14 protein-coding genes and 1 pseudogene are annotated in these 14,844 nt (G+C 61.5%); 2 read left to right on the forward strand and 13 right to left on the reverse strand.

What is annotated here, in order from left to right; genetic code table 11:
* Window positions 1-22: 22 nt before the first annotated feature.
* From NKG99_RS15295 to NKG99_RS15310, 4 genes are read right to left on the reverse strand one after another with little or no spacing between them, the layout of a single operon-like run.
* Complete coding sequence (locus NKG99_RS15295; RefSeq protein WP_352869061.1) at window positions 23-973, reverse strand: glycosyltransferase family 2 protein; 951 nt, start codon at window positions 971-973, stop codon at window positions 23-25.
* The gene (locus tag NKG99_RS15300; protein WP_352869064.1) at window positions 963-1,913 is read right to left on the reverse strand and encodes a glycosyltransferase family 2 protein; all 951 of its coding nucleotides are present in this window, start codon (window positions 1,911-1,913) and stop codon (window positions 963-965) included. Before NKG99_RS15300 ends, NKG99_RS15295 begins: the two co-directional genes overlap by 11 nt.
* Window positions 1,913-2,908 (reverse strand): glycosyltransferase family 2 protein, encoded by a 996-nt coding sequence (locus NKG99_RS15305; protein ID WP_352869067.1) that lies wholly within the window; start codon window positions 2,906-2,908, stop codon window positions 1,913-1,915. The genes NKG99_RS15300 and NKG99_RS15305 overlap by 1 nt, the downstream gene beginning before the upstream one ends.
* On the reverse strand, window positions 2,905-4,107 hold the full coding sequence (locus NKG99_RS15310) for a glycosyltransferase (protein ID WP_352869070.1): 1,203 nt from the start codon (window positions 4,105-4,107) through the stop codon (window positions 2,905-2,907). Before NKG99_RS15310 ends, NKG99_RS15305 begins: the two co-directional genes overlap by 4 nt.
* A 291-nt stretch (window positions 4,108-4,398) precedes the next feature.
* On the opposite strand from NKG99_RS15310, the pseudogene NKG99_RS15315 reads away from it, so the two are divergent.
* A pseudogene (locus NKG99_RS15315) lies at window positions 4,399-5,448 on the forward strand (polysaccharide pyruvyl transferase family protein); the annotation flags it as partial.
* Between the two features lie 225 nt (window positions 5,449-5,673).
* Here the strand turns inward: NKG99_RS15315 and NKG99_RS15320 are convergent.
* The 7 genes from NKG99_RS15320 to NKG99_RS15350 form a co-directional block, all read right to left on the reverse strand.
* Window positions 5,674-7,140: a lipopolysaccharide biosynthesis protein gene (locus NKG99_RS15320; RefSeq protein WP_352869073.1), complete on the reverse strand. Its 1,467-nt coding sequence runs from the start codon at window positions 7,138-7,140 to the stop codon at window positions 5,674-5,676.
* Window positions 7,137-8,219 (reverse strand): glycosyltransferase, encoded by a 1,083-nt coding sequence (locus NKG99_RS15325; RefSeq protein WP_352869075.1) that lies wholly within the window; start codon window positions 8,217-8,219, stop codon window positions 7,137-7,139. The genes NKG99_RS15320 and NKG99_RS15325 overlap by 4 nt, the downstream gene beginning before the upstream one ends.
* 492 nt (window positions 8,220-8,711) lie before the next feature.
* Window positions 8,712-9,791 carry a glycosyltransferase gene (locus NKG99_RS15330; RefSeq protein WP_352869078.1) on the reverse strand — a complete coding sequence of 360 codons (1,080 nt, stop codon included), beginning with the start codon at window positions 9,789-9,791 and terminating at the stop codon, window positions 8,712-8,714.
* A 31-nt stretch (window positions 9,792-9,822) separates the two neighbouring features.
* Window positions 9,823-11,154, reverse strand: coding sequence for a UDP-glucose dehydrogenase family protein (locus NKG99_RS15335; RefSeq protein ID WP_352869080.1), 1,332 nt, complete (start codon window positions 11,152-11,154; stop codon window positions 9,823-9,825).
* A 67-nt stretch (window positions 11,155-11,221) separates the two neighbouring features.
* Window positions 11,222-12,085, reverse strand: a complete 864-nt coding sequence (gene exoK / locus NKG99_RS15340; protein ID WP_352869082.1) for an endo-1,3-1,4-beta-glycanase ExoK — start codon at window positions 12,083-12,085, stop codon at window positions 11,222-11,224.
* A 150-nt stretch (window positions 12,086-12,235) separates the two neighbouring features.
* On the reverse strand, window positions 12,236-12,631 hold the full coding sequence (locus NKG99_RS15345; protein ID WP_352869085.1) for a hypothetical protein: 396 nt from the start codon (window positions 12,629-12,631) through the stop codon (window positions 12,236-12,238).
* Window positions 12,632-12,919: 288 nt separating this feature from the next.
* Window positions 12,920-13,939: a glycosyltransferase family 2 protein gene (locus tag NKG99_RS15350; RefSeq protein WP_352869088.1), complete on the reverse strand. Its 1,020-nt coding sequence runs from the start codon at window positions 13,937-13,939 to the stop codon at window positions 12,920-12,922.
* Between NKG99_RS15350 and NKG99_RS15355 the strand changes: the two genes are divergently transcribed.
* Window positions 13,878-14,252, forward strand: a complete 375-nt coding sequence (locus NKG99_RS15355; protein ID WP_352869167.1) for a hypothetical protein — start codon at window positions 13,878-13,880, stop codon at window positions 14,250-14,252. The genes NKG99_RS15350 and NKG99_RS15355 overlap by 62 nt on opposite strands.
* Window positions 14,253-14,288: 36 nt before the next feature.
* Here NKG99_RS15355 and NKG99_RS15360 read toward each other — a convergent pair whose 3' ends face one another.
* On the reverse strand, window positions 14,289-14,501 hold the full coding sequence (locus NKG99_RS15360; RefSeq protein ID WP_352869090.1) for a hypothetical protein: 213 nt from the start codon (window positions 14,499-14,501) through the stop codon (window positions 14,289-14,291).
* Window positions 14,502-14,532: 31 nt separating this feature from the next.
* Complete coding sequence (locus NKG99_RS15365; RefSeq protein WP_352869092.1) at window positions 14,533-14,805, reverse strand: exopolysaccharide production repressor protein; 273 nt, start codon at window positions 14,803-14,805, stop codon at window positions 14,533-14,535.
* Between the last annotated feature and the right edge of the window lie 39 nt (window positions 14,806-14,844).

Here is a 14,844-nt window from a genome sequence, read left to right on the forward strand (position 1 = left end):
AAACCTCCATGTGCCTGCATCTTCACCTGCCCACCCCAACGGCAAACTGCGCCGCCATTCTTCGCAACCGCACGGCGATCGGCATGCCCATATGCCTGACCGCCGCCGGGTCGCCGAGCGCTGTCAGGATCGCCTTGAGCGGTGACCGCGCCTTGATGTGCTGAACCATCGACAGGAATGAAGCGGCCTTGCGCAGGCTGCGGCCGCGCCGGGCGAACGCGGCCCGAGCGGCGTCATCCATCTGATGAGTTTGAGCGAACACCGCATCTGCCCTGTGCATCGCTTCGACATGGTGAAGCTCGAGCACGCGGGAGATGGAGCCGCTGCGGATATGGTAGGCATAGCCGATATCAGGTTCGACGACGCATTTGCCGCCCATGGCCAAGGCGTTGGCCAGGAGGATGTAGTCTTCCCCGATGATCAGTTTTTCATCATAGCGAAGTCCGTTCTCGTTCAGGAACTCGCGCTGGAAGATCGGCTTGAGATAGCCGAGATTGAACTTCGATTCGAAGAGGACGTTGCCGGCGATGTAGGTGGCTAGCGAAATTTCGCGCAAGCCTTCCAGATAGTGCCGCGGGAACATCGCGTCCTCGATGACACCGTCCTCGCGAATGACCTGGAGGTTGTCGACGGCGATCTGGGCGCCTGCACTCTCGGCACGCGCGATCATGGCGGCGAGCCTATCGGGAAAGACGGCGTCGTCGGAATCAAGAACCGCGATCCACCTGCCTCGGGCGGCGTCGAGGCCCGCATTCCTGGCGCCGCCAGGGCCGCGATTGCTGGCAAGGGCGACGACGCGGACGATATCCTGCGGATAGGCCCGCGCCACATCGAGCGTTGCGTCGCGCGACTGGTCGTCGACGACGATGATTTCGACGCTGACGTTGTTCTGGGCGATAGCGCTGGCGATCGCCCGGTCGAGGGTCGCCTCGGCGTTATAGGCGGCAATCACGAAGCTCACATCAGGCTGCACGATTGCCTCCCTCCTGTGGCGAAGGCTGGCCGTAGAGCCGGATTTCGCGGATGCCGACAAGGCCGCTGACGACGCCGACATGCATAATGCCGCGTAGCACGCTTCGGTTCCTTCGAACCGGACTGATGAGGACCGGAAGTGCCGAGGCGAAGCAATAGATGGCCTTTGCCGACGCCAGGCCGACCTGCTTGACCAGGCCGATGCCCCGCGCGTTGCGCCCCAGCAGGTGGCCATGCGTCTGCCCGACGCGAAAGCGGCGGCGGCCGAGCCAGTCGAATGCCGCCCTTGTGCGCGGCACCACCTCGTCGACCCAGGCTTCCGGCGCAAAAGCGATGCGGCCGCCGGCCTTGTGCATCTGGTCGAAGAACTCGGTGTCCTCGCCGCCGGTCTGGCCGCGCGCCAGGCTGAAGCGGCGGCCGCGCAGGCTGTCCGATCCCATCCGCAGCAGAACGTTGCAGGTGTAGCCGGTCTGGATCTCGCCGCGCACCCAGACGGGCAAGGTCGAATGGAAATCGCCGCGCCGCATCCAGTCCGGCGCATCCGGGCGATAGTGCGCCCTGACCGGGCCGAGCACAGCGGCGGCACCGCTTGCTTCAGCCATAGCGACCAGTTCGGCGAGCCATGCGGGCGTGGCCGTCTCGTCGTCATCGATGAAGGCGACGAAATCTGCGGTGCTGGCGTCGAGGCAAGCGTTGCGGGCGATCGAGATGTTTCGCGCCGGGGCATGCTGATAGCGGATCGGCACCGTCAATTCCCGCGACAGCGCCGTCACCAGATCACGGGCGGTCGGGGCGTCGTCATTGTCGGCGACGACGATGCTGACATCGAATCCCGCCGGAATCTCCATGGCGTCGAGCGAGCGCAGCGTGTCAGCCAGTTCCGGTCGGCGGAACGTGCAGACGCCGATGTCGATGCCGCGGTTCTTGGCCTGCGCCGTCATCACGCCACCCCGCGCCGCGACCCGAGGCCGAGAAGCTGCAGCCAGAAGCCGACCGACCAGCCAAGATGCATGACCATCGCCGAGACGCCGGCAAGCGCGATATCGGCATTGCGCTGGCGGATGGCCGTCCACATGCCGTAGCCGAGGCATACCGACGCCCAGATCAGCAGCGGCACCGCCGCCAGCCAATGCACGAAAGAGAAGGCCGCCAGAAGCACGACCGGAAACACCAGCAGCGGCACCATCTGCCGGACCTTCGGGATGACGCGGTGCTTCAGCACGTTCTTGGCGCGGCCGCGACCGTAGCCGAGATACTGGAAATAGAGGCCGATGAGCGAGGCGCGCGGATAGTACACCATCTGCGTCTTGCCGCTCATCCAGATCTTGTAGCCGGCCTGACGAAGGCGGTAGTCAAGCTCTGCGTCCTCATTGTGGCTGAACGTCTCGTCATAACCGCCGACCGCCCCGAAGGCCGATATCCGCATCAGCGCGTGATGGCCGTGGTCGATCCACTCTCCTCCCGAAAGGTGCCGATGCTTCGAGCCGCCGGTGCCGAGCTTGGAATTCTGCGCCGCGGCGGCGGCCTTCTGCACGGTGCCGCTGCCGCTGGTCAGCATCGAAACCACAACCGAATCCGCGCCGGTGGCCAATGCCTCCTCGACCAGCCGGTCGCAATAGTCGTCGGGATAGCCGCCATGCGCATCGATGCGGATGAGATAGTCGGCACCCTTACCGAACGTGCCGACGGCGAGATTGATCGCCGCACTCTGGATGCGCCGCTCATTGTGAAGCAGGATAACGCGCTGGTCCTTCGCAACGATGTCCTGGACGATGGCCAGCGTGCCGTCGGTGCTGCCGCCGTCGGCGACGATGATGCTGGCGTCAAGCCTGGCGGCCGCGGGTCGCAATTGATCGAGCAGCGCGCCGATATGGGCGGCTTCGTTCAAGCACGGAATAACGATCAGGCAGGATGAGGGGTTTTCAGTCTGCGTCATCCGCCTCTGTCCATCTCTGGCCATCCTATGCCAAATGCCTCGGCTGCAAAGGAGCCGGGCACGGCGGTCAGGCCGCGCAACCGCTCGACGAGCGCCCGGCAATCGCTTCGATCGTAGCTCCAGGTCCTCGGGTTGCGGGCCAGAACACGCGACTTCAGCCTGGCGAAGAGATGCTCTTCCATCTTGCCGAGCGCGGTTTCGAGCGCCTCGGGCGAAGCCTGCGGCAAGAGCACGCCGATATCCTGCTGCTTGAGGAATCGCCCGGTCTCGGTGTTGCCCATCGAGATCGGCACCGCGCCGAAACGACAGCCTTCATAGAGCCGGTTGGGCAGAAGCCATTCGGAGTTCTGCCCCGCCTCGAAGAAATCGATCGCCCAGGAAAAATGGACGTCGTTATAAATCGCCGCCATGTCCTCCGGGTTGCGGTAGGGCCCGCGAAACGACAGCCATGGTTCGGCTTCGACGAAGCCATGGAAATCCGGGAATTCGGACAAAGCCGGACGGCCGCGCAGCACGATCTCGAAGCGTCCATCCATGCGGCGGGAGAAATCGGCCAGCAGTTCGAGCGAACGGCGGCAGCGCAAGGCGCCGAACCAGCCGATCCGCCATGGCGGGCCGAGCGGACTCTCCAAGGCCTCGGGGGCGCCAGGCAAGATCGCCGCGGCCTCGAAATACTTGTTTTCGACCAGCTCGATGGGTGCCGCGACCTGGCCGAACGGCTTGAAATAATTGGCGATGAAGGCAGGCGAACTGGTCACCAGCAGCTTCACGTCCCTGGCCAGGAAGCGTTCCGTGGCGCGCAGCGCCTTGCCCAGGACATCGTTGCGCAGCACAAGGCGATGAATGTCGAGGCACTCGTAGACGATCGGAACCGACGCACCGAAGGCTGAACTGGCGCGGCGGGCGAGCGCCAGCATTTCCAGGTTGCGCGCGATGATGAGATCGGGCCTCGGCACCCCGGCAAGCTTCGAGCCGACCGATAGAGCCGCCTTGGCGACCGCCGCGAGGCGCTGGCCGAATCGCCCATCACGCGTCGCGCCAAGGTCGATCGGCCGCAATCCCTCGACATCCGCAATCGGATTCGTGGTGCGACGGAAGCCGGCCAAAGTGACCTGGGCCCCACCTGCCTTGAGCATCGTAATCCTTCGGCGCACGGCCGGGTCGGAAACGTCGTGCACAAGGTACAAGACATGCAGCATGAAAACTCGACCGCTGTTGGCCCACCCACAAGAATGCTAGTACACCTCTTGCTGCATCGCAACATTTTTGGTGCAGTGATCCACGTTTTCTGTTGCACTGCAAAATTGATGCGTTAATCTCGGGCTTGCTTTTAGTGCCACTCGGACCATGCGGTCACCGACTTGGTGCGGCGCCCTAATCGTGACGCGGAGCGCATCGGGATCGTCCTGGCGTGCAGCATTTTCGGTCACCCCCGTCTTAAGCACCGCCGGCCTAGCTGCGGAATCTGCTGACGATATGAGGTAAATTCCATGAAGATCGTGGTCGAAAACACAGTCTGCCTGAACACCGGGGATGCAGCGATTCTCCTAGCGATCCGGCACATCCTAAAGGCAGTCGCCGGGAGCGACCTGCAGTTCTTCATCTTCGACAGCCAGCCCGAGGTCGCGGCGAGGCTCTACCCGAAAAGGGAGTATCCGGACCTCGAATTTCACAAGCTGCTGTCGGAATCCCTTTTCAGGTACAAGAATGGCGATGGACTGAAGAACCGGATCAAACCGATCTACAACAAAATTGTCCTTCAGGCCCTGCGGTGGTTTGGGAGCAGCGCGCTTGGCACTTTCTTCAGCCGGAGTGACCGTCGCAGCCTCGATATCTACACTGGCGCCGATCTCGTGGTCACGACGGGCGGCACCTATCTCGTCGAGAACTACAATCTCGAGAGGCGTCTCAATCAGTTCCGGCTTGATGCCGTGCTCGGCAAGGATCCGGTCTTCTTCACGCAATCGCTCGGCCCGTTCAATAAAAGTTACAACCGCCAGGAATTGAGTCCGATCTTCGACCGCAGCCCGCTCATCCTGCTGCGTGACGAACGGTCCAGAAACCATATCCAGGATATGGTGAAGGATTTCGGCAAGTGCCACGTGGTGGCCGATGCCGTCTTTGCCCTGGCAGAAACCGACAGGATCGAGAAAATTCTAGCCTCCAGTCAGCCGCCGGCGCCGACGGGCCGCGTCGCCATTTCCGTCCGCCACTGGAACTATGTCAGCGACGGCGAAGGTGGCATGCGCCGCTATCTCGATTCGATCCACGAGATCGCGACGATTCTCGTCAGGGACCACGGCAAGGAGGTGACCTTCGTCTCCACGTGTCAGGGGGTGCCGGAATATGCCCATGACGATTCCAAGACCGCACGGGCGATCGTCGCCGAACTCGATCCGGAGATCGCCAAACATGTGACCGTAGACGCTGCATTTCACACGCCGGACCAGTTGATGGCACTGGTGAAAGGGTTCGACTTCGTGGTCGCCACGCGTATGCACATGATGATCATGTCGCTTTGTGTCGGCACGCCGGTGCTGCCAATCGCCTATGAGTTCAAGACCAAGGAAGTAGCCAAGCGGATCGGTGTCGCCGACGTGCTGCTCGACATCGACACAGTGACGCCTGAGGAAGCGAGCGAAAAGCTCGGCAGATTTGCAGGAAACCTCAACCTCTATCGCCAGACCAGCCTTCAGGCGGTGCTTGAGGAGCATGCCTCGGCAATGTCGGCCACAAACCTGCTGGCGCCTTTGATCGAGGGTCACTCAGCGGATGTTGCGCGCGGCATTGGACAGGGTGGTGAACAACGCGCGGCGCGATTGGGCGACCGCAAGCATGAGAATGAGACCGATCCCGTAATTGAGGGCAATCGCAAGAAAGACCGCGAGCAGGTCTGACTGTCCGGTCAGCGACGCCGGCAGCCACGAGTATGCGTGCCAGGCGAGCAGGGACGAGGCAATGAAAAGCCCCTGCATGACGAGAAAGTCGGCGGCTGTGACGGGACCGACTCGATGGACCAGCACGGCAAGCACGGGAACGCGCAGCACGTAACCGCTGATGGCATAGGCCGCGGCAACGCCGACGGCACCCCAGTGCAAGCCGACGATGAAGGCGGCGACGGTCGTCAGTGACGAATAGATGCCCCAGTGGAACATGGTCTTCGTCTTGCCCTGACAGATGAATATCCAGCCTGTGGTGCTTGAAACGGACTGGACCAGGCTAGCGATGCCCAGCCACGCAAAAATCGGCGCCACCGGCGCCCAACCCTGGCCGAAGAGAAGTCCTACGACCTGATCGGAGGTCATCGTCAGCGCCGCAATGCCGGGCATGGTAACGGCAGCCAGCATCCAGTTGGTCCGCACGTAAATGTCGCGAAATCGAGCCTTGTCCTCATGGATGCGGCTTAGCAGAGGCACCATCACGCGCGTCAGCGGCTGGTTGATGTTCTGCAGCGGGAACAGCAGGAGCTTATAGGCGCGGTCGTAATAGCCGAGCTCGATCGCGCCGGAATATTTTCCGATGAGAATGTTGTCGAGATTGCGCGAGAAGAAGTTGGCAAGATTGAAGCCCGTCAGATTGGCGCCGAACGACAATATGTCGGCATCGACTTTCAAATCCGGCCGTAGCGGCCTCCACCGCGCCACCCGCCACGCGGCCGCCAATGCGACAACCGCTGAAACAGCCGGGCCGATGACCAGCGACCAGTAGCCAAGCCCCGCATAGGCCGCGACCGCAGCGGCCAGAAGTCCGGCTGCGGCGCTTGTCACATCGTTCACGGCGAGCTGGCCGAATTGCAGGTGGCGATTCATCAATGCCAGCGGCACCGCGGCAAGACTGCCGAGGAGCAGCGGCAAGGCGGAGCCAAGAGTGATGCCGGACATGCGCTGATCGCCGTAGAAAGCGGCAATCGCGGGCGCCAGGCCGGCCACTGCCACGGCACTGCCCAGCCCGACGAGCGCACTGATCCAGAAAACCTGGTTGAGTTGCTGGTCGCTGATGTCCTTGCGCTGAACCACAGCCTGCTGGAGGCCCAGGTTTTGAAGCAATCCAACAAAGGCCACGATCGGCCCGACGGAAGCCACCAGGCCGAAATCCTCGGGAACGAGCAGACGGGCGAGCACGATGACGGAGAGAAACTGGATCGCCATCTTGAAGCCCTGCGCACCGATCGTCACCAATCCGCCACGAAGGGCGACACGGCCGAAATGGGGGGGCGGCGGATTGACATTCATGAACCGAACCTCGTTTCGCCAAGCTGCTCGGCTATCTGTGCGAAATGTTCGTTCAGCACATCTGCGTTGAAGTCCGCCTCGATCTTCTTGCGCGCGGCGAGGGCAATTTGCTCGCAGGGCTTCGGATTCTCGGCGATCCAGGCAAGTTTGCTAGTCAGCGCCGCAATGTCTCTCTCGGGAGCGAGGAACCCTGTCTTTTGATCCTCGATCAGTTCGGGAATCCCCGAGTGATATGTGCTGACCACTGTCAGTCCGGCGGCCATCGCCTCCATCAGTGAAACCGGAATGCCTTCCAGATCGCCATCGCGCGCAGTGACGCTAGGCAGCAGGAACACATGAGCATCGCGCAGCCGTTGCTTCACTTCGCTGTGCGAACGCGGGCCAAGAAAGGTCACCCTGTCGGCGATGCCGAGATTTGCGGCGATCTCCTTCAGCTCCTCCAGAAGTTCTCCGCCTCCGATCACCGAATAGACCCAATCGCGCCGCGGCAGGCCGGCGAGCGCGCGAAGCGCATATTCGATGCCCTTTTTTTCGGTCAGGCGGCAGACCGAGATGAAAGATAGAGTGGCGTGCTCCCATGAACGCCACCGATAGCCGATCTCGCTCGGCCGCACGCCCATATGGTGAACCATAACTTGCGTCGGCGATGCACCGACGTCGATCAAAGCATCGCGGAAAAACGCATTCACCGGCAGTTGAAGAGCGCCCTTTTCGAACACAATTTTGTAGCGCGCGAGTGAATTGTCATGCAGCGGCTCGCCGACATCGCGGCCATGAAATATCGTCATAAGGGGAGCGGAAATCCTGCCTCGCTTAATAGCGCGGGCCACGCGCATGCCGTTGTTGCCGAAATGGGCGACGATCAGGTCGGCGTTCTGCAATTTACGCGCATAAGCAATGTCGATGGCGGTCGACAGTTTATCCCAGAACCTGCCAGACCACTTCCTGAGCAGCGGGCGATAGCGAGCCAGGCCACCCCACCAGCATACGACCTTTCCCGGCAGCGCGTGCCAGCGAGAATCGTCGATATTGCCGTCCTTGCCAAACGACATTTCATTGCAGACGACGCCGACTTCCATGCCGCGCTCAAGGCATCCGGCTATCTGGTCGAGAACGAAAGTCTCCGACAATGAGGGGAACTTGTCGACTACGAAGCAAATCTTCATCGGCAGGATGCGTTCGTGCGAACACCGATCAAGCAGCCCGTTGTGAACCGCCCCGCATGGGGACTGACAGGTGACACGGAAACCTTGCAAGGTGGCTGCAGGTCAACCGCGCTGGGAACCGGTGCGCGCCCGACGACGGCCGGGCCGAAAACATCGTGCCCGAGGCACAAGACGTGCAGCATAGAATTCTACCGCTGTTTGGCCACCCGGACGGACGTTAGTACAGGCCTTGCTGCACTGCAACATTTTTGGTGCGACCTTGCAAGATTTCAGGCAATTTGGCGTGTCTGCCGATCAACCTCCAAGGCCTACAGGATCCGCCAGAACCCCGGCAGCGCCGGCATGCTTGGCGGGTCCAGGTGCGGAGGCCGGCATGGCCAGTTGGGCAAATCCAACGCAGCGCGTTTAGGCAGCACGCTCCAGGCCGACGCGCCGAGCGCTGTCGAGAACGTCCATGAACGTGGCAAACTGACGGTCTGGGTTCATTTGCGATCGCTCGGAAAACTGAATCGCCGCCGCCGACAGACGCTTGTACTCGGCCTCGTCGCTCCACAGCCGCCTGACGGCCGAGACCCAGTCGGCAAGCGGTGCGTCGTAGTCCAGAACCACGCCGCCGGAGCCGATTGCTTCCGGCAGACCGCCGCGACGTGAGCCGACCACGGGAATGCCGCTGCAATGCGCTTCTGAGGCTACCCTGCCCCAGGCCTCCTCCCATTTGCTGGGCGCAAGCAGTATCTTCGTGCGGCCGTAGACCGTCTTCATGTCACTGGTGCGGCCTTCCAGCTTGACGTTTTGCAATGGAGAGATTGTCGCTTCGATCCGGGCCCGATGATCGTCATCGAGCTTCCAGCTTTCGACGAACAGGAATGGGATCTCAGGACAGGCGGCGGCAATGCGGACTGCAAGGTCGAAGCCCTTTTCCTCATAGGGGTTGATGAGCGTGACAAATTCACCGGTCGTGGGAGTGCTGTAGAACCCGGGATTGATGGTCGGCGGAATGACCGTCGAATCGATATCGAATTTTGCCTTGTAGGTGCGCGCGGTGAACTCGGAATTGGCGATATAGAGCGCCGATTGCAGGTCGCGCAGGTCACCGGCCAGTTCGCGGAATTCGACATTCCTCAGATAAACGACGACAGGCACGCCTTCGGCTTGCAGTGCCCTGCCGATCGGAACCGAGTTGTGGCATTGCACCACGGCAACATCCGGCCTCAGCTTTTCGACCGCAAAGCCGACCGCTTCCCAGGGAAACCATGCGCGCACCACCGGATAGCCCGGAAAAGTGTCGATGACAGCGCGCTGACGAAGGAGCTTCATCTTGGCGCGCGCCCTGAAGCCGAATATGCCATCGCCGAACAGCGCTGCCAGAACGGAAGCATCATGACCGTTCTCGCGCAATTGTTCGACCAGATGGTGGGTGCTCGACTGCACACCGCCGCTGAATTGCGGCGTGTAGCCGCTGCCGCCCGCAAACAGAACTTTCATGGACCTGGCTCCTTGTTGTGCCGCCCTGCCGTCACGCCGCCATTCTGCCGATCGAGTGATATTCGATGCCGTGACGGGCGATGACCTTGGGATCATAGAGGTTGCGGCCGTCGAAGATGACCGGTGTGGTCAGTGCATCTCTCAGCGCATCGAAGGACGGCGCGCGGAAACTCTTCCACTCGGTGGCGATCAGCAGCGCGTCGGCGCCGCGCAGTGCCGCCTCCTTGGTGCCGCACAGAAGCAGGTCGTCGCGCAGCCCGTAGATGGCTTGGCATTCCTGCATCGCCTCGGGATCATAGGCCTGGACATTGGCGCCGGCCTTCCACAGCGCTTCCATCAGGACGCGCGCCGGCGCCTCGCGCATGTCGTCGGTGTCGGGCTTGAAGGCGAGGCCCCACAGCGCGAAGGTCCTGCCCTTGAGATTGCCCTTGAAATAGCGGTCCACCTTGTCGAAGAGAACCGATTTCTGTGCGTTGTTGCGCTCCTCGACCGCGCGCAGCAGCTTGGCATCGAACTTGACGCTTTCAGCGGTCTTGATCAGCGCACGCACGTCCTTCGGGAAGCACGAGCCGCCATAACCAAGACCCGGATAGATGAAATGGTAGCCGATGCGCGGGTCGCTGCCGATGCCCTTGCGGACCTCCTCGATGTCGGCGCCGAGCTGCTCGGCCAAATTGGCCATCTCGTTCATGAAGCTGATCTTGGTCGCCAGCATGCAATTGGCGGCGTATTTGGTGAATTCGGCGCTGCGCACATCCATCACGATCATCTTCTCATGGTTGCGGTTGAACGGTGCGTAGAGTTCGCGCATCACCGCCTCGGTGTCCTCGCTGTCGGTGCCGACGATGATGCGGTCCGGCTTCATGCAATCGGCGACCGCGGACCCTTCCTTGAGGAATTCCGGATTGGAAGCGACGTCGAAGCTCAGGTCCTCGCGGCCTCGTTTCTTCAGCGTTTCGGCGATCCTCGCCTTGACCTTTTCGCAGGTGCCGACCGGCACCGTCGACTTGCCGACGACGATCTTGGGTTTGTCCATCTCGCGGCCGATGGTCTCGGCGACGGCCAGCACATATTTGAGGTCGGCCGAGCCGTCCTCGCCGGGCGGTGTGCCAACCGCGATCATCTGGATGTCGCCATGCCTGACGGCGGCGGCGGCATCGGTGGTGAACTTGATGCGGCCGGCGGCATGGTTCTCCTTGACGAGATTTTCCAGCCCGGGTTCGAAAATGGGAACCAGGCCCTGATTGAGCCGCTCGACCCTGGCGGCGTCGATGTCCACGCACACCACATGGTGCCCTACTTCGGCAAGCACCGCCGCCTGCACGAGGCCGACATAGCCAATTCCAAACACCGTCAAATTCATTCGTTTTCATTCCCATGCAAGGCGGCGAACCGTTCTCGGCCCGGCCAGTTCAAATCGACTATCCCAACTACTTTACGCTGCATGCCAGCGATTCCGGAAATTGACAGGGTTCGCCGAGCGCCGTGAAAGCAACGCGCTCGATCTGCAGCGAAAGCTTGCGGCCTGGATCGGCGAAGGCTCCCATCCAACCTTTCATCGTATCGCTGCCCCAAAAGCTGAAGAATATCTTCTGCGCATGGGTCGGCAATTTCGCCGGATCGGTGATGGTATTGACCAACTGGCCGTTCACGTACCAGCGCAAACTGTCCTTTTGCCAGACGAAGGCGTAGTCGTTGAAAGCACTCTCGGTGCCACCCGGCACGTCGACCAGCTTCTCGTTCTTGCCCTTGCCCGCGATATAGGCATTGACCTGCACCTTGGAGGTGTCCTTGGTCAGGATTTCGAAGTCGATCTCGTCCCAGGGCTGCTTGTCGGACGGACCGATATACGAGAAGAACGCCGCGTTGAGGCCGGAGCCGGTGTCGGTCTTCAGCCGTGCCTCATAGGTGCCGTAGCCGAAGCGCTGCTTGGTCTGGATCTCCCCGCAAGCAAACTCACGGTCTTTCAGCTGCTGCTTCTCGAAGCCCAGCGACAGCACCCCGTCCGACAGGCTGACCTGTCCCTTCGACCAAGTGCAATTCTGATGGCTGCCATTGTTCCAGCCGTCGGAAACATACCAGCGCGCACGATCGAAGCTCTTGAAATCGTCGACAAAGGACGGCGATGTCGGAATGTCCTGGGCATGGGAAGGGGTTGCCAGGAAACTGCCAAGAGCGGCCAGCAGCAACGCGCCGAGCGAAACCAGTCGCCGCCGGCCGGCTTGCCCGGGCCGCTGTGCGAACGACGGTGCGTCGAGTGTTGTCATGGACTTGGATTTCGGATTCGAATTCATACCAAACTCACCCTTGCGCTGCGCGTCCCCAACCCAAAGTCGACGTTCGAACCGCTCCTGAACGGGCAACCTTGATCTCTTTTGTGACCCTCCCGAATTGCTTTTGCTGCCTTGCATCAAATCCGTTGCGACAATTCCGAGCCCTCACCTTCAACCCCTGCCGACTCCCGCCGGCCTGGCGAATTCAGCCTTGGCTGCCGGTTCGGCATTCTCGTCGAAGACCATATCCAGCGAATGACGGAGCTCTTTCATCATGCCATCCTGGCGCGACAGTGCCGCGATGCGGCGTTCGCAATTCAGGATCGACTGCGTCAATGCGCTGACTTCCGAGGACCGTTTGTCGGAGGCGGAGCCGTTTTCCATCGCTTCGACCAGGAAGGCGGCGTTGGTCGCCTTCGTCCGGTAGCGATTCTCGAGCCCGGCCCTCTCGGACTCGATCTCGGCCGCGATTTGCTCGAACAGCTTTGCCAGACGATCAAGACGTGAAACATCGGTCTGCCGGTCGCGGGCCGGATCCCTTGATCTGAAACCGAATATCGAGGCCATGAACTCAAATTCCTGTCATCGCCGGCTTGTGGGCCGGGCTTCTGGCCGATCCCCGCAGCCGGGGCTCAGAAAACTCGCGTCGCATTGTCCTGCTCCTCTTAGGGAGAGACATCAAACCAATCCGATCGGGGGCCAGTTCGGCTGGTCGTCTAATTTGCTGCACCGCAACATAGACTGCCATCGTCGGAGCCGTGAGGCAACTACCCAATTCGTAAACTCATAATTCCGGCCGAAATGGTTTGCGTGATAAGGTGTCCCTTGGCAGGCAACCGCACGCATGGACCGCGCTTAACGTTCCTTGCCCGTGCTGGTTCCGGCCATCAGAAAACGCAGCGGCGGCACGTTTTGCCTGGAGACAAGGCCGACACGGCGAAACAGCGCCTCGAGCTTGTCGGCGGCCACGCCCTGGACGATAGGGACGAGGTTAGATTGGCTTGACAAGGCATAGGCCGCGGCCGATGCCAGCCCCCGCTCGGCCTTGACGTCGAGGAAATTGCGCAGCCGATACTTGTCGCGCACGTGCCGCTCATGCCGCCGCAGCATCGCTTTCGAGCCTTCCGGCAGGCTGTCGATCGCCAGCAGCGCCAAATCCGCATCGGCCAGACGCTTCAAATCCTGCGTCTTGTGGCGGCCGCTCAGCGAATCGGCGCGGACGATGGCGCCGTAGCCGCAGGAGCGAATGACCTTGAACCGCGCCCCGCGGGCGACCGCACGGGCGTAGAGTTCATAGTCCTCGCCCAGCCGCAGGCTCTCGTCATAGCGCAAGCCGTGCTGGTCGAGGAAGGCGCGGCTGATCACCGGCTTCAAAAAGCCCAACTCGCCCCTTTGCACGCGGCGCCTGGAGATATTGCCTTCGACGAAGCGTTCGAAATCGAGGAATTCCGGATCGGCGGCAAATTCAGGCGCGACGATTTTCGTCGCATCGCCTGTCGCATCATCCCTGATCAGCATGATGTTGTCCGCCGCGAAATCCCAATCGGCACCGGCAAACAGGCTGCGAAACCGACCTTCGAGGAAGAAATCGTCGGCATCGAGAATGGCGATGAACGGCGATTTCGAGCCGGCGATCGCCGCGTTGCGGGCAAAAGAGGGGCCGCGATTGACGTCGAGGCGCATCACCGTGAGCCGGCCGCTGCCGTCGTCGGCGGATCGTGCGACGTCAGCAGTGCCGTCGGTGGAGCCGTCATCGACGACGACGACCTCCGCCACCTCCGGTTCGCGCAACGCGGATGCGATGGCGACAGCGATGGTCGCTGCCGCGTTTTTTGCCGCGATGATCACGCAGACCTCGGATTTCATCATCGACATGGATTTGCCTCTCGTACAGGTGATATCGATTTGCCCTCGCCCCATGCTCGTTCGATGCCCGATGGAATTGCCATCGGCAAATGCCCGGCCGTTCAAAGACGCGGCGACCGAAATCGACTGCCGCGGCAAGTGTCGAGCCACTGGAAAAGCTCAGGCGGCCTGTCATGCGCAGCTGCGCGCGACGGGCTTTGAGGACGAAGGTCGCGAGCTTGTTCAGCCAGGCAATGTCGGCAATTTTGGTGGCGCCGGGCCAGGCATCGACACGGCGGCGGCGCGCAATCATTCGTATGAACCATCCGGCAAGGCCATTTAGCGCACAGTCTCCCAAAGAAAGCGGTTCCCGCGACGCTTATGCTGCAAGTGCGAAGCAAGCATCACCAAAAACCTTGATGCCGTAAAGCCTTTCCTTTTGCCGTGCGGAATTTTGCAACCAGAGCGTTACATAAGTGCGGTCATGCGCCGTATCGTCGAGGTCGGCCAATATCAGCGGCTGAAGGAAAAAACCCGGCAGCCGGTTGTCGAGGATGCTGTCGGGGGAACAGTCGGAGAGCGAAGCCGCCAACGTCGCGTGAGGGCGGCGCGATTCCGACCGGCTAATGCAGGCCGCGCCTTGCGCTCAGCTTTTCGCCTTCGGCAACCTCGGGCGCATTCAGTTTTCGCTCGGCGTCACGAGCCATGTCGGCCGGCGTCGGCGGGCTCCTGGCGATCATGGCATAGACGAGCACGAAGTAACCCGCCTGGATGACAACCGCGCAAATGATGGCGCGCACCAGTATTGTGCCTATCGACGCGCCGCCCAGCCAGGACCAGCCGACCACGATAGCCAAAGCGAAAATCATCCCGAGGATGAATTTTGGAAGTGCCATACCCAACAGCCCATAAACCGGCTCGGGTACATATAACGT

Source organism: Mesorhizobium sp. M1409 (assembly GCF_040317535.1).
In the GTDB taxonomy this organism is placed as follows: Bacteria; Pseudomonadota; Alphaproteobacteria; order Rhizobiales; family Rhizobiaceae; genus Mesorhizobium.

Bases quoted from the DNA above. Each gene is read 5' to 3' on its own strand.
- NKG99_RS15365 (WP_352869092.1), bottom strand. From the start codon at position 14,805: ATGGCACTTCCAAAATTCATCCTCGGGATGATTTTCGCTTTGGCTATC.
- NKG99_RS15305 (WP_352869067.1), bottom strand. From the start codon at position 2,908: ATGACGCAGACTGAAAACCCCTCATCCTGCCTGATCGTTATTCCGTGC.
- NKG99_RS15330 (WP_352869078.1), bottom strand. From the start codon at position 9,791: ATGAAAGTTCTGTTTGCGGGCGGCAGCGGCTACACGCCGCAATTCAGC.
- NKG99_RS15350 (WP_352869088.1), bottom strand. From the start codon at position 13,939: ATGTCGATGATGAAATCCGAGGTCTGCGTGATCATCGCGGCAAAAAAC.
- NKG99_RS15345 (WP_352869085.1), bottom strand. From the start codon at position 12,631: ATGGCCTCGATATTCGGTTTCAGATCAAGGGATCCGGCCCGCGACCGG.
- NKG99_RS15300 (WP_352869064.1), bottom strand. From the start codon at position 1,913: ATGACGGCGCAGGCCAAGAACCGCGGCATCGACATCGGCGTCTGCACG.
- NKG99_RS15355 (WP_352869167.1), top strand. From the start codon at position 13,878: ATGGTCGCTGCCGCGTTTTTTGCCGCGATGATCACGCAGACCTCGGAT.
- NKG99_RS15325 (WP_352869075.1), bottom strand. From the start codon at position 8,219: ATGGAAGTCGGCGTCGTCTGCAATGAAATGTCGTTTGGCAAGGACGGC.
- exoK (WP_352869082.1), bottom strand. From the start codon at position 12,085: ATGAATTCGAATCCGAAATCCAAGTCCATGACAACACTCGACGCACCG.
- NKG99_RS15335 (WP_352869080.1), bottom strand. From the start codon at position 11,154: ATGAATTTGACGGTGTTTGGAATTGGCTATGTCGGCCTCGTGCAGGCG.
- NKG99_RS15320 (WP_352869073.1), bottom strand. From the start codon at position 7,140: ATGAATGTCAATCCGCCGCCCCCCCATTTCGGCCGTGTCGCCCTTCGT.
- NKG99_RS15310 (WP_352869070.1), bottom strand. From the start codon at position 4,107: ATGCTGCATGTCTTGTACCTTGTGCACGACGTTTCCGACCCGGCCGTG.